Below are 21759 nucleotides of genomic sequence, written 5' to 3'. Positions count from 1 at the left end.
CTCAACAGCAAGATCATGAGCATCAAGCGCAAGGCCGGTGGCTTCCGTAACCCCGATCACTTCACCACCGCGATCTACTTCCATTGCGGGGGATTGGACCTCTACCCACGCTGATCCCGGAAGAGGCTCTCCTTTGACAGCCAGTCGCTGAGCGGAGCGAAGTAGTCCAGTATCGCCGTCGCGTCCATCTGGCGTTCGCCGGTCAGGGCTTCGAGCGCGTCTGGCCACGGCTTGCTGGCGCCCATCTCGAGCATCTTCTGCAGGCGCGCACCGACGTCCTTGTTGGCGTACACCGAGCATGTGTGCAGTGGGCCGGTGTGGCCGGCGGCCTTGCACATCGCTCTGTGCATCTGGAACTGGAGGATGTGCGCGAGGAAGTAGCGCGTGTACGGCGTGTTGGCCGGGACGTGGTACTTCGCGCCGGGATCGAACGCGTCGGCCGGACGCGCACGCGGTGCGGCAACGCCCTGGTACTGCTCGCGCAGCTTCCACCACGCGGCGTTGTAGTCGGCCGGGGCCACCTCGCCGTTGAAGACCTTCCAGCGCCACTGATCGACGAGCAGGCCGAACGGCAGGAACGCGACCTTGTCCAGCGCCATCCGCAACAGGAACTCCACATCGTCCTGCGTGCGGGGGACTGATGGAAGCAGGCCGACCTTCACGAGATAGTCAGGCGTGATCGAGAGCGCGACGGCATCGCCGATGGCTTCGTGGAAGCCGTCGTTGGCACCCGTGCGATAGAGGAACGGCTGCTGGTTGTAGGCGCGCTGATAGAAGTTGTGCCCGAGCTCGTGGTGGACGGTGACGAAGTCCTCGCCATTGATCTCGATGCACATCTTGATGCGGAGATCGTCGACGTTGTCGACGTCCCACGCGCTGGCGTGGCACACCACGTCGCGATCGCGCGGACGCGTGAAGAGCGACCGCTTCCAGAACGTCCCGGGCAGCGGCGCGAAGCCGAGCGACGTGAAGAAGGCCTCGCCGTACCTGACCATGCCGAGTGCATCCGTACGCTTCGACGTCAGCAGGCCGCTGAGGTCGTACGCGGGCGCGCGGCCCGGCGGCCCGACGAGGTCGTAGATGTTGCCCCACTGCTGCGCCCACATGTTGCCGAGCAGGTGCGCGGGAATCGGGCCGTCCGGCGGCACGACCGTCGCTCCGTAGCGCGCCACGAGCCGGCGGCGGACGTGCGCGTGCAGCTGGGCATACAGGGGCTTGACCTGGAGCCAGAGGCGATCGACTTCCTTCGCGAAGTCGTCGGGCGGCATGTCGTAGCCCGCGCGCCAGAACGCGCCGAGATCGGCAAACCCCAGCTCCTTCGCGCCCTGGTTCCCGAGCTGCGCGAACCGCTCGTACGGGGCCTTCAACGGCGGGGCGATGGCATGCCACCCTTCCCATGCCTCGAGCAGCGCCTTGGGATCGCGGCTGGTGGCCATCACGCGGCTCAGGCCGTCGATGGTCTCGCACGGCTTGCCCGGCGGGCAGTAGGAGCCGCGTCCGTACGTCGCCTCCATCCCGGCGACGATGCGCGTGAGTTCTTTCTGGAGGGCATCGTCTGCCGGTGCGGGGAGCGGGCTTGCCGCGAGCTTCAGGAGCAGGAGCTGACGCGCGACGTCCGCGTTGCCGCCGGCATCGGCATCGAAGCGCGCGGCCTCCTTGGCCAGGCGCATCGACGTGGCGACGTAATCGGCCGTCGACGAGGCCGAGATCTGCTCGGTGTCTTCGGTGATGAAGTTGGCGGCCACCCACTGCGCGCGGCCGAGCGCGTTGGCCTGCTCGAGGAGCGTCGCGTTGGCGCGCTCGACGAACGTGGCCGCATCGGCGGGTGTGCCCGACGATGTGGTGCCGGGTGCGGGGGCAGACACCCGCGAGCAGCCGACAGCCAGCGCCAGGGCAGCCGCAACCGCGGCGGAGACAGCGAGGACTCGTGTGGTGTGCACGAGTCCCCTTGTAACGGATCGGGGCGCCGGATGCCAGTGGCGGCCGTTGGATCGGGATGGAGGCCTGGGGGTTCACCCCTTGGCGCTGGCGTCAGGGGAAGAGCACACCGGGGGCGAGCTGGCTCTTCGGATCGAGGGCGCGCTTCACGGCGCGCATCTCTTCGATGCCGGAGTCGCCATACAGTTGGCGCAGCAACGCCTGCTTGACGGGATGCCGCCCCACGCCGTGCTCGGCCAGCGGACACCCGCCGAGACGCGCCACCGCCGCGCCGAATTCCAGAATCAGCGCCTTGCCTGCCTCGACGTCCTTGTAGTCCCGCGGCAGCAGGTTCGGGTGGACGTTGCCGTCGGAAACGTGTCCCCACGTGGCCGCATCGAGCCCGAGTCGCGCGAAGCCGTCGCGATAGACGTCCATCATCTCGGCGAAGCGCTCGAAGGGGACCACCATGTCCGCCGCCGTCTTGGCGATGCGATCGTCGACGTCGCGCCTGGCGCGCCCGACGCGTGCGTTCACGCCGGCAGGCACCGCCTCGCGCACCCCGAGCAACTGCTCCGCGCGTTTCCGATCTCCCGGCAACGCCAGCTCCGCATCGTCCAGCACGCCGTGACGATCGAGGAGGCGGCAGAAGCGTGCGAGCGGTGTGTCGGGACCGGCATCGTCGAGCGCACTGCTGATCTGCTCGTACGCCTCTTCCTGCGTGATCGCCGGCAGTTCCAGCTGGATCAACAAGAGCAGGCGTGCCGACGCCGGCCAGTCGACCTCGTACTTCCTGTCTGCACCGTCCTCTCGCAGGATCTGCAGCGAGCGCATGTCCATGTGTTCGATCGCGGCCACGTCGATGCCCTGCGGATCGTGCGTGCGCCACGTCTCGCGCGACTGCTCGCGCAGATCGCCGACGAGCGCCAGCGCGCGCGTCTCGTCGGACACGGGCACGAGGACGTAGCAGAGGCCCGCACGCGCGGGCTGCACACGGAGCCAGGCAGACGTGATGACGCCGAGCGTGCCCTCGGCGCCGATGAACAGGTCGACGATGTCCATGCCGGGCGCAGCGTGATAGCCGGCGGATCGCTTGACGACGTCCGGCATCACGTATGTCGGGACGGGAACCACGCGTCTGCCGCCCGGACCGTCGACGATGAACGTGCCCGAAGCGTCGAGGGTGTGCTCGCCGCGCGTCAGATCGATGACGTCGCCGCCCGCCAGCACCACGGTGAGGCCGTCCACCCATTCGCGCGTGGTGCCGTACTTGAACGTCGCCGCGCCTGCGGCGTTGGTGGCCACGATGCCGCCGACGGTGGCGCCGAGGAACGTGGGCACCGGCGGGAAGTCGAGGTCACGCCGCGCGAGATCGTCGAGCAGCGTGGCCAGGACCACTCCCGCACCCACGCGCACGCGCCCGTCTGTCGCCGGTTCGACGCCGTTCAGCCGCTGCGTCGAGAGCACGATGGCGCCCGCGGGCGTGGCGCCGCCGGTGAGCGACGACTGCGCCCCGACGGCGAGCACGGGGCGCCCGTCGGCGAGCACCGCCGCCACGTCGGCTTCGGTGCGGGGTCGGGCCACCACGTCGGCGTGACCGCCGGGGTAGTGCGCCGCGTCGGCGAGGTGCGCGGCGATGGCGTCGGGACTACTGTCGAACAGGTCAGGAGAATGGGCCCCCACGGGGGGCCTGGCGACGATCGGCACAGGGTAGTAGAGCACCGGCAACGGGCAACCGGCAAACCGGCAACCGGATCACATCGGCCGGGCTCGCCGAGCCGGCCCTACCCCGCGCCGCGACTGCAGGTGCAGGGGCACCCTTTGTGGGCGACCGCCCCGATGGGCTGGGTGTTCGGTTTTCGTCTCGCCGTCGTTCTCCTTTCCATGAAGGGTCGCCCAGTGGACGGCGTCCCGGCATCGGCTGTGTGGCTGGCGCGAGGGAGGGAGGGCCCGACCGTCAGCCGCCGCCGAGGCCGGGATGCCGGACCGCTGGGGTCTCTTCGTCAGCCTCTCGGGCCGTCCGGCTCGCATCCCATACAATCGAGCCTCTACACGCGCTGAGCCGCGATCGGTGCCCGGCATTCCGGCGATCCGGTGCCCGGTGACCGGTGGCCGGCCTGCCCTTGCGTGGTAGACTGCGCCGTTTTCTCGGGAGATCAACGTATGAAGATCGGGTTGCTCGTCGGTCGCGAGTACAGCTTTCCTCCGGCGTTCATCGACAGGGTGAACCAGCTCGGACAGCCTCATGGCATCACCGCGGAGTACGTCACGCTCAGCGGATCGCCGATGGACGAGCCGCAGCGCTACAAGGTGATCGTCGATCGCATCTCGCACGAGGTGGAGTACTACCGCGGCTTCCTGAAGCTGGCCGTGCTCAACGGCACGTACGTGATCAACAACCCGTTCTGGTGGACGGCCGACGACAAGTTCTTCAACTACTCGCTGATGGCGCGTCTCGGCGTCGCGATTCCGCGCACGGTGCTGCTGCCGCAGAAGGCCTACCCGCAGGACGTGGACATCCAGCCCGCGTCGCTGCGCAACATGGGCTATCCGCTCGACTGGGACGGCTGGCTCGATTACACGGGGCGGCCGGCGATCCTGAAGCCGTTCTCGGGCGGCGGCTGGAAGCACGTGTACAAGGTGCACTCGCGCGAGGAACTGCTCGCGGCCTACGACGGCACCGCGCCGTACTGCATGACGCTCCAGCAGTTCGTGCACTTCGACAAGTACGTGCGTTGCTTCACGTTCGGCAAGCACGACATCGTGCCCGTGGTGTACGACCCGCACGCACGGCAGTACCTGATCCAGCACGACTACCTCTCGGCCGAACTCGGCGCGCGCGTGGTGAAGGACGCGCAGACGATCAACGAGGCGCTCGGCTACGAGATGAACACGATCGAGTTCGGGATCCAGGACGGCGTGCCGTATGCGATCGACTTCCTGAACCCGGCCCCCGACTTCGAACGCGATCGGATCACGCCGTTCTACTTCGAGATGGTCGTCGACAAGATGGCCCGCCTCTGCATCGACCGTGCCCTCAACGGCCACCAGAGCAACATGTTCCCCAAGTGGGAACAGATGCTCGGCCTCGGCTCGGCCTCGGGGTTCATCGGCAATCCGGCCTCATCGTGAACGTCTGAAATTCCGATGGCCGATCCGCTGCAGACATGGATGGCCCTGCTCGGCGAGGGCGGGGAGTTGTCCCAGGGGTGGTGGGAAGCGCATGCCGAGCGCATGCACGACGCGCGGCTCGTGTTCGGAGGGCGCCTCAGTTGTCCGTTCCTCCGCCCGCTCTTCATGGACGCGGCCGACGAGGCGCGGCAGCGGATTGCGTGCGAGTCCATCGCGCGCATCGGCGAGCGGATCATCGGCGACGCGATGGCAGACGAGGCGCTGCTCGCGGAGTTCGGCCTGACCGACGCCGAGCGCGCGCTCGTGGCGATCGATCCCGGCTACGCGTACGCGAGCACGGCGAGCCGGCTCGACTCGTTCCTGCTGCCGGATTCGCTGATGTTCGCCGAGTACAACGCGGAGTCCCCCGCCGGTCTCGGTTACACGGAGGTCCTCGCCGAAGTGTTCGCGGACCTGCCGATCATGGCGCGCTTCCGCGAGCACTTCGCCGCCGAACCGTACGCGTTGATGGACGCGCTGCTCGCGGCGCTGTTTGCAAGTTACAAGGACTGGGGCGGCAGCGCATCGCCGCCACGGATCCTCATCACAGACTTCCGCGGCGTGCCCACGTGGAGCGAGTTCGAGATCCTCGCTGATCACTTCACGCGTCGCGGCATCCCGACGGTGGTGGCCGACCCACGCGATCTGGAGATCGCCGGCGGACGGCTCGTGGCGCAGGGCCAGCCGATCGACATCGTGTACCGGCGCGCGCTCGTCAACGACATCGTGGCGCGGCCCGACGACACGCGCGTGCTGATGCAGGCCTATCGCGATGGCCTCGTGTGCATGGCCAACACGCTGCGCTGCAAGATCCCGCACAAGAAGTCGTTCTTCGCGGTGCTCACCGACGAGACGCACGCGGCGCGCTTCTCCACCGAGGAGCAGGGCGTGATCCGCGCGCACGTGCCGTGGACGCGCGTGGTGGCCGAGCGGCGCACGCGCACGAGCGACGGACGCGACGTGGACCTGGTCGCCTTCGCTCGCGACGGGCGCGATCGTCTGGTGCTCAAGCCGACCGACGACTTCGGCGGGCACGGCGTGATGCTCGGGTGGGAGACCGATGCGAGTGCGTGGGAGCGGGCGCTCCAGACGGCGCTGACGGCGCCGCCAGGCACGTGGATCGTGCAGGAGCGCATTCCGATCCGTCGCGAGCCGTTCCCGATCGTCGAGTCGAACCCGCACCGCGTCACGACGCGAGACATGCTCGTCGACTGCGCACCCTACATCTTCCGCGGCAAGGTCGCCGGCTTCCTCACGCGCCTCAGCGCATCAGGCCTCGCGAACGTGACGAGCGGCGGTGGCCAGGTCCCGGTCTTCAGAGTGGCTGAACGTCGCCGCGATCGCGCGTAGGGGCGACACTACAACGCCCCTTCGTCAGATCAGAAATTGCTCCCGACGTATTCCCACATCATGTGATGCCAGTACGGCCAGTCGTGGCCGCCCTGGGCACCCCAGTCGTCGAGGTGGTGCGGGATGTTGCGACGGCGCAGGACGGCGGCGAAGCGGTATGTCTCTTCCGGGTGCTCCCACGCGCCCGTGCCCGTGGCCAGGTGGATGTGCGACGAGGCGATCTGCTCGTAGAACCCGGGATCGGTGATCGCACCCAGGTAATCGATCGGATTGTTGAAGTAGAAGTTGTCGTCGTACAGGCCGTCCATGAACCGGCGCATGTCGTAGACGCCCGACATCGCGAAGCACCATTTGAACGTATCGGGGTGCTTGAAGGCGCTGTTGGCCGCGTGGTACGCACCGAGCGAGGCGCCCATGACGGCGATGGGTGGCAGCCCCTTGCAGTGGTCGTGGATGAACGGCACGACCTCCCACCTGATGTACTCGTCGTACTGCTTCTGCATCCAGCTCCGGTGGTACGGGTGCGCCTGCTTGTTGTAGAAGGACGACTCGCTCACCGACCGCACGCAGTAGACCTTGATCCGCCCCTGCTCGATGTAGGGCGAGAGCGTGCGGATCATGGACTGGCCCTGCATCTCCCACTCGTCGCCCCCGCTCGTGGGGAACGCAAGCAGCGGCGTGCCGTAGTGCCCGTAGGAGACCAGACCCATGTCGAACCCCAGGCGGGACGAGAACCACTGGTGATACTGACGTTCCATCGCGCGACGATCAGACCCGAAAAGCGCGCGACCTGTCCAGTCGAAGCGGCGGTGGGATCTGGCGGCCGGGTCCTGTCGCCGGACAGCTCCACCCGTCCTCGGCGCGAAAAGCACTCATACGGGCAGACGCGACTGACCGGTTGCCTGTTGCCCGGTGCCGACAGACTAATGCGCCTGCCCGTTGTTGGCGGCGTGCACCCAGCGGAGCAGCGTGGGAGATGCCTGGGTGGCGGCCGCCACGGCTTCGGCCAGGTCGGCGAATCTGTCGTCCTCGATGCGAAGATTGAGATCGCCGATCTGCAGGTGGAGACACCCATGCTCGCACCGGTAGACGGAGCAGTCCCCTGACTCTCCGAGCACTTCGTACTGGTCGTCTGGGTTTGCGTGGTCGGCCATGGGCTTCACGCAGGGTACCAGAACACGCCCTGACCGGGGGGCGAACGATTTCCGAACGGCTTCGTCATCCTTTTCGTCACATGTATGTCTCGACTCGTCCCCGAGCGCTTGAGCTCCAGCCCTTCGGCGGGATAGGACGGCAGGGTGCCCCCCTCATCGTCTCCGCCGTCGACAGACACCGGCGCCTTCAGGCTCAGCGGCCTGCGGTCGGCGGTCGTGGACACGTTGCGCATGCCGAACGCCTCTCATACAGACGCCATCGAACGCCGCGGCTGGCTGACGCTGGCCGTGGTGCTCGTGACCCTCAGCCTGGTCACGATGCCGCAGCTCGAGCTGCAGTACCGGATGCGCGGCATCGATCTGCCCCTGATCGAGATCGTCTTCTCGGGCTTCGCCACGTGGCTGCCCTTCCTGATCCTGGCGCCCGTCATCTTCGCGACGGCGCGGCGCTTCCCGCTGGAGCCCGGCAACTGGCGGCGGTCGCTCGGCGCGCACCTGCTCGTCTCGCTCCTCGTCTGCGTCGCGTATGCCGGGTGCCGCTGGGCCGCCAGTCACATCCCCATCATCGACCCCGAGCCGCTGCCGTTCACGTGGCTGCTTGTGTCGCAGTTCTATCTCGCGTTCCAGTCGTACTGGGTGCTCGTCGCCATCCACCAGGCGTGGCACTACTACAAGCGCTTCGTCGATCGCGCGCTCCGCGCGTCGCAACTCGAAGCCCGTCTCGCGCGCGCGCAGCTCGAAGTGCTCAAGGGCCAGCTCCATCCGCACTTCCTCTTCAACACGCTCAACGCGATCTCCACGCTCGTGCACCGCGACCCGCGCGCGGCAGACGAGATGATCACGCAACTCAGCGATCTCCTCAGGCATTCGCTCGATTCGATCGGCGTGCAGGAGGTGCGGCTCGGCCAGGAAGTGGAGGTCCTGAGCCGCTATCTCGACATCCAGCGCACGCGCTTCCAGGACAGGCTCAAGGTGGAGGTCGACGTGCCGGAACACCTGCTGCAGGTTCTCGTACCTAATCAAGTGCTGCAGCCGATTGCCGAGAACGCCATCAAGCACGGCCTCGCCATGCGGCCGGAGTGCGGCCGGATCGAAGTGACGGCGCGGCGAGCGGGGCACTGGCTCGACCTGGCGGTGCGCGACGATGGACCCGGATTCAGGCTGGGTCCTGAAGGCCTGCCGGTGCGCGGGATCGGCCTGCGCAACACACGGGAACGCCTGCGCGAGTTGTACGGTCCTGGCGCGTCCCTCACGCTCTCGAATCACCCCGACGGCGGCGCGATGGTCCGGCTCCGCCTGCCGATCGGCGACACCGCCGTGCTCACCGTGACCGCCGAAGGAGTCTCCGCATGACGACGCTCCGTACCCTCATCGTGGACGACGAGCCGCTCGCCCGTGAGCGCGTCAGGATGATGCTCGGGACGCACGACGATGTGGTCGTGGTCGGGGAGCTGGGCGACGGCCAGCAGGCCATCGACGCGATCCGCCAGGACAGGCCGGACCTCGTGTTCCTCGACGTCCAGATTCCGGGCGTCGACGGTTTCGGCGTGCTGCGCGCGCTCGAAGGCGAGACGCTCCCGTACGTGGTCTTTGTCACGGCCTACGATCAGTACGCCCTTCGTGCCTTCGAGGTCCACGCGCTCGACTACGTTCTCAAGCCGTTCAACGCGGAGCGTTTCTCGCAGGCGCTCGAACGCGCACGCGCCGCCATCGCGAAGCGCGGCGAAACCGATGGCGTGGACACCGATCGCCTCCGCTCACTCGTCGCGACGTTCACCGCCGAACAGCGCGAGAAGCAACGCATCGTCGTCAAGTCGTCGGGCCGCGTGTTCTTCGTGAAGGTGGACGACATCGACTGGATCGAAGCCGAGGGCAACTACGTGCGGCTGCACATGGGTCCGCAGTCGCACCTCCTGCGCGAGACGATGAAGGGGATGGAATCGGTGCTCGACGCCTCCCAGTTCATCCGCATCCACCGCTCCACCATCGTGAATGCCGACCGCATCCGCGAACTCCAGCCGCTCTTCCACGGCGAATACGCCGTCATCCTCCGCGACGGCACCCGCCTGATGGCCAGCCGCGGCCCCGACAACCGCCTCAAGAAGCTCCTGGCCGAAGCCACGATCCACGGATAGGGACGGCACGGGCAACGGGCAACCGGTCGCACGTGCAGGGGCGACGTGACGGCAGTGTTCCGGTGCCGCCACGCCGGCGTTCCAGCGCCCTTACGGCAGGAACGGGAACAGGCGCTTGATCTCCGCGGCGTTCGGGCGGCGGCCGTACTCGCAGATTTCGAAGGCTTCGGCCTGCTGGATCTTCGCCGCGACGCCGACGCCGTACGTCTTCTCGAGCGCGGCGCGTACGGCCGGCGTGATCGTCGAGAAGCGGGCCTTCTTCAGCCACTCGCGGCGCGCCTTCGGATCCTTGGGCACCTCGTCGAGCTTGCCGTCGAGCCACGGGAGCCACTCGTAGAACTGCGAGACGTGCGCGTCGAGCGCGTCGATCTTCTTCTCGTACGTGTCGCTGATGTCGACGACGATGTCGGGCGTGAAGACGTTCGGCTTCTGGAAGTGATCCTGGTAGTAGAGGAACACGGGATTCTTGCGGAGCGACGGCACGTCGGGCCGCACGTTGGGCACCGTCACCATGAACGCCGCGTCGCCGAGCAGCACGCCCGTGTAGCGATGGTCAGGGTGGTAGTCGTTCGGCCGCGGACCGAGCACCAGATCCGCGTTCACCTCGCGGATCTGCGCGATGATCTGCTGCCGCACGTTCAGCGTGGGCGTCAGCTCGCCATCGTGGTTGTCGAGCACGACGTACTCGATGCCGAGCCGCTTGGCCACTTCCTGCGTCTCGGCGCGCCGGCGCATCGCCAGCATGCCGCCGCCCATCTCGTGGTGGCCGGCATCGCCGTTGGTCACCGACACGAACCGCACGCGATGGCCGGCCGCCACCCACTTGGCCGCCGTCCCCGCCGATCGGATGTCGCAGTCGTCGGGGTGCGCCCCGAACATGATGATGCTCAACTTCTCACTGGACGCGGGCTGGGCGGATGCAATCGACGTACTGGCAAGGACCATGGCAAGCGCGGGGAAGATCGCCGAACACAAGGACGACATGTTGGAAGACACGAGCAGCTCCTGGGAGAGGCACGGGCACCCGCCCGTCGCGTGAAGGCTACACGGCGGCGGATGTGCTATCAAGGGAGATCGGAGGCAGACCGCAATGCGCGCACTCCCAATCATCACCATGACCGTCTCGCTCGTCGCCGCCGGCGCGACCGCCGCCGTGGCCCAGAACACCCTGCCGCCGGCACCCTCAGCGTATCCCGTCACCAAGACCGTCGACCAGGTGGACGACTACTTCGGCACGAAGGTGACCGACCCGTACCGCTGGCTGGAGGACGACAACGCCGCGGACACCAGGGCGTGGGTCGAGGCGCAGAACGCCGTCACGTTCGGCTATCTCGAGAAAATCCCGCAGCGCGAGACGATCCGCGCGCGCCTGACCACGCTCTGGAACTACGAGCGCTACGGCCTGCCGCGCAAGCGAGGGTCGTTCTACGTCTACACGCGCAACGACGGCCTGCAGAACCAGGCGGTCTATTACAGGGCCCGCACGCTTGAAGCGACACCCGAGGTGCTGCTCGACCCCAATGCCCTGTCTGCCGATGGCACCGTTGCTGTCGGCTCCACGAGCGTCTCCGACGACGGGCGCTACATGGCGTACTCGCTTTCGGAGAGCGGATCCGACTGGATCCGCTGGAAGGTGCGCGACGTTGCCGCGGGGACCGATCTGCCGGACGAGATCCGCTGGTCCAAGTTCTCCGGTGCGGCGTGGCTGAAGGACGGGTCGGGGTTCTACTACAGCCGCTACGACGCGCCGAAACCCGGCGAAGCGCTCACGGGCGTCAACAGGAACCAGAAGGTCTGGTTCCACAGGATCGGCACGTCGCAGGACGCCGACACGCTCGCCTACGCGCGTCCCGACAAGCCCGACTGGATGTTCGGCGCCGATGTCACTGACGATGGCCGGTTTCTGCTGATCTATCAGAGCGAAGGCACGGAGCCGAAGAACCGCGTGTTCGTGAAGGACCTCTCGCGCGGCGACAGCACCGTCGAACCGTTCCTCGATGCGTTCGACGCGTCTTACGCGATCGTCGGCAACGACGGCCCCCTGTTCTACGCGCTCACCGATCAGGGCGCGCCACGCAAGCGGCTCGTGGCCATCACGCTCGGCCAGGCGGCGCCGTCGGCCTGGAAGACGGTGATCGCGGAAGGACCGCGCCAGGACGTGCTGTCTGACGTCACGATGGCGGCGGATCGGTTCGTGGCGACGTGGCAGATCGACGCCCGCAGCGCCCTGCGCGTGTACGGCCTCGACGGCACGCTGGCGCACGACGTGGCGCTGCCGACGATCGGCGCCGCGAGCTTCACCGGGCGGCGTGAGCAGGCCGAAGGCTTCTTTGCCTTCGCGTCGTTCGCGTATCCGACCGCGATCTACAGGCTCGACGTGGCGTCCGGGCGCAGCGCGGTGTTCAAGCAGCCGACCGTCGCGTTCGATCCCGCCGACTACGAAACCACGCAGGTCTTCTATGCGTCGAAGGACGGCACGAAAGTGCCGATGTTCATCACGCACAGGAAAGGCCTGCGCAAGGACGGCGGGAACCCGGCGTACCTGTACGGCTACGGCGGCTTCAGCCTCTCGGAGACGCCGCGATTCTCACCCGCGAACCTGGCGTGGATGGAGATGGGCGGCGTGTACGCGGTGGCCAACCTTCGCGGTGGCGGCGAGTACGGCAAGGCATGGCATGACGCGGGGCGTCTCGCCAACAAGCAGAACGTGTTCGACGACTTCATCGCGGCGGCCGAATACCTGATCGCGGAGAGGTACACCTCGTCGTCGAAGCTTGCCATCGGCGGCGGCAGCAACGGCGGACTGCTCGTCGGCGCGGTGATGACGCAGCGGCCGGCGCTCTTCGGCGCGGCGCTGCCGGCCGTCGGCGTCATGGACATGCTGCGCTTCCACAAGTTCACGATCGGCTGGGCGTGGAAGTCCGACTACGGTAGCTCCGAGACCAAGGAAGGCTTCGACGTCCTCTACAAGTACTCGCCGCTGCACAACCTGAAGCCGGGCACGGCCTATCCCGCGACGATGGTCACGACGGCCGACCATGACGACCGCGTGGTGCCAGCGCACAGCTTCAAGTTCGCCGCCGCGCTCCAGGCCGCGCACAAGGGGCCCGCGCCGGTGCTGATCCGCATCGAGACCAAGGCCGGCCACGGCGCCGGCAAGCCCACGAGCAAGCAGATCGAGGAAGCCGCGGACAAGTGGGCCTTCCTCGTGGCGAACCTCAGATAGTTCTACTGAGCGGCCTGGTACAACAGGCCGCTCTTCTTCGCGATCGGGTCGCCGATCGACTGCATCCAGGCGCGGAGGCGCTGTTCCATCGCGCGGCGGCGCTCGCGATGTTCGGGGGCGTTCCAGAGGTTCTTCAGTTCGTCGGGATCGGCGCGAAGATCGAACAACCGATCCTTCGTTGTGGTGCCATACGAGCGCACCAGCTTCCAGCCCGTTTCGCGGATCATGCGCAGGTGCGCGATCGCGTAGTGGTGGATGTCGTACTGCCCGTAGATGGCGTCGCGCGCCAGCGGCGTCTCGTCTCCACGCAGGAGCGGCGTGATGTCGAGGCCGTGGCGCGGTGCGTCAGCCGGCATCGGCACGCCGGCCATCGCGAGCAGCGTCGGGTACAGATCGACGAACGAGACCATCTCGTCGACGGTCCGTCCGCCGCGCACGCCAGCCCCTCGCACGATCAGCGGTGGGCGCAACGACGTATCGAACATGTTCGGCATCGTCGGGCCGTTGATGCCGCCGGCGATCCACGTGCCGTTGCCCTTGGTGTGCAGGCCGTGGTGCCCGATGTTGTAGCCGTGGTCGCTCGTGAACAGCACGATGGTGCGATCGTCGAGTCCGTGCTCGCGGAGTGCGCTCATCAACCGGCCGATGTTGCGATCGATCGAGTGGACGCTGGCGTAGTACTCGCGCGTCCACTGGCGCACCTGCGCCTGATCGAGTCCGGGAAAGACCGGGATCGTGACGGCGGCATCGCGGAAGGGCGCCATGTCCTGCTCGGGCACGGGCCCGTACGGCGTGTGCGGCGCGCGGTAGTGGACCGAGAGCGCGAAGGGGTTGGCGCGTTCGCGGGCGAGGAACGCAAGCGCGGCGTCGGTGATGACGTCGGGCTCCGCGCCGGGCACCTCGCGCACCACGCCATCCACTTCGAGGCGTGGGTTCATCGGCGCGGCACCGCCTTCGAGGAACCCCATGAAGTGCCCGTAGCCGTGACGCGTCGGGTGGAACCGCGGCTGCGTGCCGAGATGCCACTTGCCGACGAGCCCCGTCCGATAGCCTGCGCGCTGGAGCGCTTCGGGCCATGTGGTGAGCTCTTCGGGAAGTCCGGCACCGTCGGCGTTCTCGGCCGGCGAGATCCAGTCGGTGATGCCGACCTCGGTCCCATACCGCCCCGAGATCATCGTCGCGCGGCTGGGTGAGCACACGGGCGACGGCGTGAAGGCGTTGGCGAAGCGCACGCCCTCACGCGCAAGGCGATCCATGTTCGGCGTGCGGGCGTCGGCGTTGCCGTACGCGCCGACGCTCCATGCCGCCTGATCGTCGGTGACGATCAGCACGATGTTCGGCCGCGCCGAGACGACGGGCACGGTGGGTTGCCGCGCGTCGATTCCGCGCGTCGCCGCCACGACGACGACGGCGAGAACCGCAAAGTTGCAGAATCGCAGAAGTGGCTCACACGTCATCGCATCACGGCGCGGGTGGCGCCGGACGGGGCCGCCCCGCCCGGGCCGACGAGCCTCCCCCGTACAAGGGCTGTTGGCGAGGAGGATGGGTGGGGCTGTCCGGCGACAGGACCCGCGCCCTCAGGCGAACCGCGATGCCTCCACACCATGTTCAGCCCCTTCGTCACGTCTTACTTCCCGCGCTTGCCTGTCTTGTACCGCTCGGCGAGCTGATCCTGCCGCGACGGGCCCTGCACTTCCCTGCCCTTCACGAACACGTGCTCGGCGTCTGTGGCGAACTCGAACGGATCGCCGCTCCACACCACGAGGTTGGCCACCTTGCCCTCGGCGATCGAGCCGATCTGATCGGCCACGCCGAAGACCTCCGCCGGCGTGAGCGTCACGGCCCGCAGCGCCTCGGCCCACGGCAGGCCGTACGCCACGGCGTTGCCGGCATGCTGACGGATCTTGCGGACGTTGAACGTCTCGCGCGTGCCAGCCGTGAGGATCACGGGGACGCCCGCCTTGCGCAGCAGCGCGGCGTTCTCCTGGGTTGCGCCAAGGCTCGAGAAGTCCGCCGGCAGGTTGTCGAGCGCGCCCGTGACGACGGGCACCTTCGCTGCCGCGAGCTCGGAGGCCACCTTCCACGCCTCGGCACCGCCAGCGATGGCGATCTTCAACCCGAACTCCTTCGCGAGCCCGAGCACGAGGCGGATGTCGGCCGCGCGGTCGACGTTCACGAGGACCAGCGCAGTGCCGGACACGACAGGCTGCAGCGCCTCGAGTTGCGCGCCGCCGGTGACCAGCGCCCGCGTGTTCCCGGCCTCGTATGCCCCCTTGCGCGACGGGAAGGTCTTTGCCTCCGTGAGCAGCGCCCGGATGGCGTCGAGGGCCTCGGCACGCGACGTCGGCCCCTGCGAGGCGCCACCAGCACCACCACCGCCGCCACCGCCGGTCGCGCCGAAGTTCAGCACGAAGGCCACCGGCGCCTTGCGCAGGAGTTCCTCGACCGTGGTGCCCGCCGTGTCGACAACGGCGGCCTGTCCCGAGACGACACCGCCCGACGGCACTTCGACGACCGACGTGACGCCCTCGTTTCGCGTGGGAGCCCAGAGCACGGAATCCGGATTGATCGCCTCCCAGGGCTTGAACGTCGCGGCCACGCCCCGATCGCCGCGCGCCGACGCGTCGTTGGTGTCCTGCAGCGAGCCGACTTCTGTCAGGCCGAGCGCCGCCGCGCTGTTGATGAGGCCCGGCGTGACCCACTTGCCCTTGCCGTCGATCACGCGCGCGCCAGCCGGTGCGCGCACGCCGGCGCCGACAGCCGTGATCGTGTCGCCGGTGATGACGACCGTGGCGTTCTCGATGACGGCACCGCTGACGGTGTGCACCTTCGCGCCGACGATGGCGACGGGCTGAGCCGCGGCGGACGCGGCGAGCGCGAGCGCGAGCGCCGTGAATGCGTAAGCGATCGTGCGCATGTCAGCGACCCTCCGTCGTGGGGATGAAGCCCAGCTCGAAGTCGGTCCGCCAGCGGGTGGCGGGATCCTGGCGATCGAAGCGCAGCGCGCCGTCGATCCACACCTTCTCGGTCCGCGAGTAGACGCTGAACGGATCGCCGGACCACAGGACGATGTCGGCGTTCTTGCCGGGCTCGAGCGAGCCGATGCGGTCGTCGAGGCCGAGTGCCCACGCCGGATTGATCGTCACCCACTTGATGGCGTCTTCCGGCGAAATGTTGATGCCAATCTTCCGTCCGGCAGCCACGGCCTTGGCGGCCTCCTGCGGCAGGCGCTGCGAGTCTGACGCGCTGTCGGAATGGATGATGGTGCGCGCGCCGGCGCCGTGCAGGATGGCCGGATTGGCCTTGATGCCGTCGAGCGCTTCGAGCTTGAAGCCGCCCCAGTCGGCCCACACAGACGCCGCCACGCCGCGCGCGGCGAGCAGGTCGGCGATCTTGTATCCCTCGACCACGTGGTGGAACGAACGGATGTCGTACCCGAACTCCTTCGCGATGTCGAGCATCTGGCTCATCTCGTCGGCGCGGTAGCAGTGGTTGTGCACGAGGATGTTGCCGCGCAGCACTTCGGCCAGCGTCTCGAGCCCGAGGTCGCGCGTCGGCGCGTCGCCCTTCTGCTCGGCGTTCCACTTGTCCCACTTGCGTCGATAGCCCTCGGCCTGGATCCACGCCGCGCGGTAGCCGGCGACGTTGCCCATGCGCGTGGCCGGACCGCGCGACGCGTATACGCGCTTCGGGTTCTCGCCGCACGCCATCTTGAGGCCGTACTTCGCGCCGGGGAACTTCATCTCCTGCACGGTGCGCGCGGGCACCACCTTGAGCACCACGCCGCGGCCGCCGAAGAGGTTCGCCGACCCGGGCAACACCTGCAGTGTGGTGACGCCGCCGGCGAGGTTGAGCGGGAACTGCGGATCCTGCGGCCATACCGAGTGCTCGGCCCACACCTCGGCGGTGTTGGGCTTTGTCATCTCGTTGCCGTCCGAGTGCGCCTGGACGCCAGGTGCCGCGTACACGCCGAGGTGCGAGTGGTCGTCGATGATGCCGGGCGTGACGTACTTCCCTCCGGCATCGATGACCTGCACGCCGGCCGGGATGGTCACGGACGCGCCGACGGCGGCGACCTTGCCATCGCGCACGAGGATCGTGCCGTTGCGGATGATGGGACCCGCAGCCGTCAGGATCGTCGCGTTGCGGATCGCGAACGGCGCGGACGCGGGCACCGTGTAGGTGCTCGGGAACGGATCGTCGTTGGGCACCGAGCGCGCGCCTCTGCCCGGACCTGCGGCGTCAGCGGTCGACGAGGTCGTTTGCGCGGCCGCGAGGTGAGGCACGGCCAGGATGATGGCCATGCCCAGCACCGCGCCCATCTGGTACTTCAACGCGACTGATGGCATGGCGAGAGCGTAGCACCACCACCCTCACCCTTTCGAGGCCCTGGCCGCCAGCGTCGCCAGGAGCATCGGCATCTGCGCCGTGTCCTTGGTGCGGTTCGCCGCCAGCTTGCTGGCGATGACGCGCTCGAGAGGGAGAACGGTGACGCGTACGCCATCCAGTTCATATACGCGTGCGCGTGCGTACTCGTTGTCGAAGGACTCGAGCCCTGACGCCGTCAACACCAGGTCGATGCGATCCAATCCTTCACCACCGAGCATCGGTGGCTGCAGACCGAAGCCTGCCGAATAGAATCCGCCGGCCCGCTGCGCGGCTTCGTGCAGGCGACCTTCGTCGAGTGGGCCCATCCACAGGTCGATGTCTTGCGTGGTGACGGGAGCGCCCTCGATGAGCGCGGCGCCCATCCCGATCACCAGGAAGCGCACGCCGAGCGCGTCGAGCGACTCGAGCAGTGTGCGTTCAGCGTCGGTGAGAACGAGGTCGAACACGGCTCAGGCCACGTCGGAGCCGCTCGGCGGGCGTCAGCTCCAGGGAACGGAGAGCATGGTACACATCGCCGACATCGAGAGTCGGCTCTTTCGCGACGATGGCGTGCGCCTTGCGCCAGAGGGACTCGCTGTGACGGACCCAGGCCTCCTGCGCGGCGGTCAACCGCGCACCATCGGCGGCGCCCGCAGGGATCGGAGAGTCCGGTTGGAGAGAGTTCACCCGCTCATGGTGCCACAAGTGGTTGGCGCGAACGGGGTGCCGAACGGCCAAGGCCCGTTCACTTCATCAGGATGTCCGGCGCTTGAGGGCGTCGCGGGTGAGGGCCTGCGCGGCGAGGACCATCGACTTCAGGCCCAGGCCCTTGCCCATCGAGATGTTCTGGCGGAACACGCGTTCGACGATGTCGGCGTCGAGGGTGAGGATGTCTTCGGCGGGCTGGCCGGAATAGACCGAGTCGAGAATCACGGCCAGCGCCCGCGCCGACACGCCGCTCGGGTTCTCCACGGCAAAGTGCAACTGCAGCGTGCCGGCAGGCGATACGTCAGCCCACACGTACGCTTCGGACTCGCACTGCGGCACCTGGTGACTCTTCGGGAACGGCCGCGTGGCCACATCCGTCGGCACTTCGCGGAACGTGTCCGAGAACCCGATCAGCAGTTCGGCCCTGCCGGACGGGTCGGCAAACATGTCCAGCGTCTCCTGGAGGTCCTGCAGCTTCTCCGCGCTGGTCATGCGCTCTCGGGTCCCTTTGCCACGGGCACGCCGACGAGATTGCCCCACTCGGTCCAGCTGCCGTCGTAGTTCCTGATGTTGTCGAAGCCGAGGAGGTACTTCAGCGTGAACCACGTGTGGCTGCTACGTTCGCCGATGCGGCAGTAGGCGATGGTCTCCTTCGACGGATCGAGATGCTTCTCGCCGAGATAGATCGCCTTCAGTTCTTCGGCCGTCCTGAAGGTTCCGTCATCGGGATTGATCGCGCGGGCCCACGGGACGCTCTTCGCGCCGGGGATGTGGCCGCCACGCATCGCGCCTTCCTGCGGATACTCCGGCATGTGCAGCTTCGCGCCCGTGTACTCGTCGGGCGATCGCACGTCGACAAGCTGCCCGCCGGCCTCGCTGTGCCGCAGCACCTGATCCCTGAAGGCCCGGTGCGCCCCGTCCTGGCGCGCCGACGGCACCGGATACGCCGTGGGCGCGTGTGCGGGCACCGCGCGCGTGAGCGTACGCCCTTCCTTCTCCCACTTGAGCCGTCCGCCGTCGAGGATCCGCGCGTTGGCGTGGCCGAACAACTGGAACACCCAGAACGCGTAGCACGCCCACCAGTTGTTGCGATCGCCATACAGCACGACCGTCGTGTCCGGCGTGATCCCCGAGCGCGCCATCAGCGCGGCGAACGCGCCGGCGTCGATGTAGTCGCGCGTGAGTGGATCGTTCAGATCCGTGGTCCAGTCGATCTGCACGGCGCCGGGAATGTGTCCCGACGGATACACGAGGGGATCTTCGTTGGACTCGATCACGCGAACGCCTGGATCGGTCAGGTGCGCCGCGAGCCACTCGGTGGAGACGAGTGCCTCCGGATGCGCATAGCCCTTGTCAGTGTTGGACATCGATGACTCCGGAAAAAGCCGTGGGATCAGTCAGCGTCCTGCCGTCTGATACCGATGACGAACGTGACGGCCGCGACGAGCAACAGGATCGCACACGGCAGCAGCATGTCGAGTACCGTGAAGCCGCGCCAGATCGCGCCTTCGAGCGCCAGAATCGCCCAGCGCACGGGGCTCAGGTAGCCCACGCTCGCCAGCCACGGCGGCATGAAGATGAGCGGGACCATCGCGCCGCCGGCCATGAACAGGGGCATCATCACCGCCGGGCCCATGCCGCCGATGCCATGCTCGCTGCGCGACATCGACGCCAGCAGCAGGATGATGCCGACAAACGCCGCCGCCGTACACACGAGCGCCGGCACCAGGAGCACCCACGACACGGGCCGCACGCCGAAGCCCACCACGCCCAGCGCCAGCAGCATGCACTGGACGATGACGATCGCGAGCATGGCGGCGAGCGACTTGCCGGCCAGCACCTGCGTGCGCGTGGCGGGCGACACCTGCAGTCGCACGAGCGTACCGCGCACGCGCTCGGACACGAACGTCGTGCCGAACGCCATCACGCACCCGAAGATCGCCCACAGCATCGCCTGCGGAAACGCCACGTCGTACCCGTTGCGCGGCTCCTGCCGCTCGCGATCGATGTCAGCGAACGTGATGCGCAGCGGCGACCATCCCTGACCGTTACCGGTGCCTGCCGATGGTGTCGCGGCACCAGACGTGGCGAGGAACGTATCGAGCTGGTCGAGGAATGTGTCGAGCGCCGGGTTGGCCGCCGCGGGTCCGGCCTTGCGCAGTTGGTCCCGCGCCTGCTGTACGCTGCCGCGGCTCGCCGACGGATCGTCGAACAACGCCTGGAGCCGCTCGGCGCCCTGCTGCATGAGCAACCCTTCGAGCATGCCCCGCTCGGCCCGACGGCCGGGATCGGTGATCAGTTCGATCTCGGGCGGCACGCCGTGGAACATGCGCGACGAGGCGTCGCCGAAGCCGGGCTTCAGGACGATCGCGGCGATGCGTCGGCCCTTGCGCACGGCGTCGAGCGCCGCGTCGCGCGTGGCGCGCTCGGCCGCGAAGCTCTCACGTGCGGCAAGGCGATCGACGAACGCCGCCGACGCCGCCGAGTTGTCCTGGTCGACGACGGCCACCGGCAGGCGCGGCGTGTCGCGCGTGCCGCCGAAGAGGACGCCGAAGAGGACGGCCACGCAGACGGGCCAGATGAATGTGAAGAACAGCGAGGCGCGCTGACGCGTGAACGTGCGCAGGTCCTTGAGGGCGATGGCGAGTACGGGAGACATGACGGCTCAGTCGCGCAGCGTGTGTCCGGTGAGGGACAGGAACACCTGTTCGAGGGTCGGCGCCTCGACGTGGAAGGATTCGATGGGCGCGTCGGCGGCCAGGCGATTCAGCTCACCGAGCGGGTCACGCGTCTCCATCGCGATATCGCGACCGGCGGTGCGCACGTGGAGGCGCGGCGGTCCCGCGTGGCTCGCGATGAGGCCGGGCACCGTGTCGAGCGCGAGCACGCGGCCCTGGTCGATGATCGCCACGCGATCGCAGAGACGGACCGCTTCTTCCATGTAGTGCGTGCTGTACACGATGGCGCGGCCCTGCGCCTTGAGGGCCTCGATGCTGTCGAAGATCGAGTTGCGCGATTGCGGGTCCACGCCAACGGTGGGCTCGTCGAGCAGCACGAGCTCTGGCTCGTGCAGGATGGCGGCGGCGATGTTGAGGCGCCGCTTCATGCCGCCCGAGTAGGCACCCACGCGATCGTGGCGGCGTTCGGTCAGTCCGGCGAGGGCCAGCGACGCCTCGACGCGCGCGACGCGCGCGGCACCAGACAGCCCATACAACTGCGCGAAGAACGTGAGATTCTCTTCCGCCGAGAGCAGGTCGTATACGGCGAGGTTCTGCGGCGCGAAGCCCAGCCGTCGCCGCGCGGCCGATTGCGAGGGCGAACCGTAGCGACCGATGGTCACCGTCCCCGCGTCTGGCGCCAGCAGTCCCGTCGCCACGTGCATCGTGGTGCTCTTGCCGGCCCCGTTCGGTCCGAGCAGCCCGACAATCTCGCCCTGCCTGACCTCGAGCGACAGATCGTCGACAGCCGTCCGCGTGCCATACCGCTTCACGATGTGCGACAGGATCAACATCGCCCGCGATCGTACAAGAGCCGGTCGACCGCTGTGACGCGGGTCCTGTCGCCGGACAGCCCCACCCGTCCTCCTCGCCACAAGCACTTGTACGGGGGAGGCTCGTCGGCACGGGCGGGGCGGCCCCATCCGGCGCCACCCGCGCGCGGCGCGATCCCTTGAGCGCAGGGGCGACGCATGCGTCGCCCCTGCATCGGCATGACGCGCCGTCCGTAAGCC

The 21759-nt window shown here is 68.0% G+C and carries 18 protein-coding genes; 5 read left to right on the top strand and 13 right to left on the bottom strand.

Annotated features, from left to right (window positions below; all coding sequences use genetic code 11):
- Positions 1-101: 101 nt before the first annotated feature.
- Positions 102-1940, bottom strand: a complete 1839-nt coding sequence (locus IT182_14355; GenBank protein MCC6164529.1) for a M2 family metallopeptidase — start codon at positions 1938-1940, stop codon at positions 102-104.
- A gap of 91 nt (positions 1941-2031) precedes the next feature.
- Complete coding sequence (locus tag IT182_14350) at positions 2032-3624, bottom strand: FAD-binding oxidoreductase (GenBank protein ID MCC6164528.1); 1593 nt, start codon at positions 3622-3624, stop codon at positions 2032-2034.
- A 456-nt stretch (positions 3625-4080) separates the two neighbouring features.
- On the opposite strand from IT182_14350, the gene IT182_14345 reads away from it, so the two are divergent.
- Positions 4081-5049 carry a hypothetical protein gene (locus IT182_14345; protein ID MCC6164527.1) on the top strand — a complete coding sequence of 323 codons (969 nt, stop codon included), beginning with the start codon at positions 4081-4083 and terminating at the stop codon, positions 5047-5049.
- Positions 5050-5064: 15 nt separating this feature from the next.
- Positions 5065-6438: a circularly permuted type 2 ATP-grasp protein gene (locus tag IT182_14340; GenBank protein MCC6164526.1), complete on the top strand. Its 1374-nt coding sequence runs from the start codon at positions 5065-5067 to the stop codon at positions 6436-6438.
- A gap of 29 nt (positions 6439-6467) precedes the next feature.
- On the opposite strand, the gene IT182_14335 is transcribed toward IT182_14340, so the two are convergent.
- Together IT182_14335 and IT182_14330 are read right to left on the bottom strand one after the other, a co-directional pair.
- Positions 6468-7196, bottom strand: a complete 729-nt coding sequence (locus IT182_14335; GenBank protein MCC6164525.1) for a prolyl oligopeptidase family serine peptidase — start codon at positions 7194-7196, stop codon at positions 6468-6470.
- Between the two features lie 165 nt (positions 7197-7361).
- The gene (locus IT182_14330; protein MCC6164524.1) at positions 7362-7592 is read right to left on the bottom strand and encodes a hypothetical protein; all 231 of its coding nucleotides are present in this window, start codon (positions 7590-7592) and stop codon (positions 7362-7364) included.
- A 144-nt stretch (positions 7593-7736) separates the two neighbouring features.
- Here IT182_14330 and IT182_14325 point away from each other — a divergent pair, with 144 nt between their 5' ends.
- Together IT182_14325 and IT182_14320 are read left to right on the top strand one after the other, a co-directional pair.
- Positions 7737-8945 (top strand): histidine kinase, encoded by a 1209-nt coding sequence (locus tag IT182_14325; protein ID MCC6164523.1) that lies wholly within the window; start codon positions 7737-7739, stop codon positions 8943-8945.
- Positions 8942-9727: a response regulator transcription factor gene (locus IT182_14320; GenBank protein ID MCC6164522.1), complete on the top strand. Its 786-nt coding sequence runs from the start codon at positions 8942-8944 to the stop codon at positions 9725-9727. The genes IT182_14325 and IT182_14320 overlap by 4 nt, the downstream gene beginning before the upstream one ends.
- Positions 9728-9817: 90 nt before the next feature.
- Here IT182_14320 and IT182_14315 read toward each other — a convergent pair whose 3' ends face one another.
- Complete coding sequence (locus tag IT182_14315; protein ID MCC6164521.1) at positions 9818-10711, bottom strand: PIG-L family deacetylase; 894 nt, start codon at positions 10709-10711, stop codon at positions 9818-9820.
- A 106-nt stretch (positions 10712-10817) separates the two neighbouring features.
- Here IT182_14315 and IT182_14310 point away from each other — a divergent pair, with 106 nt between their 5' ends.
- The gene (locus tag IT182_14310) at positions 10818-12953 is read left to right on the top strand and encodes a S9 family peptidase (GenBank protein MCC6164520.1); all 2136 of its coding nucleotides are present in this window, start codon (positions 10818-10820) and stop codon (positions 12951-12953) included.
- A gap of 2 nt (positions 12954-12955) precedes the next feature.
- Here the strand turns inward: IT182_14310 and IT182_14305 are convergent, their stop codons facing one another.
- From IT182_14305 to IT182_14270, 8 genes are all read right to left on the bottom strand, one after another.
- The gene (locus IT182_14305; protein ID MCC6164519.1) at positions 12956-14410 is read right to left on the bottom strand and encodes a sulfatase-like hydrolase/transferase; all 1455 of its coding nucleotides are present in this window, start codon (positions 14408-14410) and stop codon (positions 12956-12958) included.
- Positions 14411-14580: 170 nt separating this feature from the next.
- A complete protein-coding gene (locus IT182_14300) occupies positions 14581-15870 on the bottom strand; it encodes an amidohydrolase family protein (protein ID MCC6164518.1) in 1290 nt (429 codons plus the stop codon).
- Between the two features lies 1 nt (position 15871).
- Entirely contained in the window at positions 15872-17257 is a 1386-nt protein-coding gene (locus IT182_14295) for an amidohydrolase (GenBank protein MCC6164517.1), read from the bottom strand.
- A gap of 69 nt (positions 17258-17326) precedes the next feature.
- Complete coding sequence (locus tag IT182_14290) at positions 17327-17788, bottom strand: hypothetical protein (protein ID MCC6164516.1); 462 nt, start codon at positions 17786-17788, stop codon at positions 17327-17329.
- A gap of 286 nt (positions 17789-18074) precedes the next feature.
- Positions 18075-18521, bottom strand: a complete 447-nt coding sequence (locus tag IT182_14285; protein MCC6164515.1) for a SufE family protein — start codon at positions 18519-18521, stop codon at positions 18075-18077.
- Entirely contained in the window at positions 18518-19396 is an 879-nt protein-coding gene (locus IT182_14280; protein ID MCC6164514.1) for a sulfurtransferase, read from the bottom strand. The genes IT182_14285 and IT182_14280 overlap by 4 nt, the downstream gene beginning before the upstream one ends.
- Before the next feature lie 26 nt (positions 19397-19422).
- The gene (locus tag IT182_14275) at positions 19423-20688 is read right to left on the bottom strand and encodes an ABC transporter permease (protein MCC6164513.1); all 1266 of its coding nucleotides are present in this window, start codon (positions 20686-20688) and stop codon (positions 19423-19425) included.
- A gap of 6 nt (positions 20689-20694) precedes the next feature.
- Positions 20695-21540 carry an ABC transporter ATP-binding protein gene (locus IT182_14270; protein ID MCC6164512.1) on the bottom strand — a complete coding sequence of 282 codons (846 nt, stop codon included), beginning with the start codon at positions 21538-21540 and terminating at the stop codon, positions 20695-20697.
- Positions 21541-21759: the final 219 nt, after the last annotated feature.

The organism is Acidobacteriota bacterium (genome assembly GCA_020845575.1).
Classification (GTDB): domain Bacteria; phylum Acidobacteriota; class Vicinamibacteria; order Vicinamibacterales; family Vicinamibacteraceae; genus Luteitalea.
The sequence above is the reverse complement of the archived record's forward strand: the minus strand, read 5'-3'. Positions and strand labels throughout refer to the sequence as shown.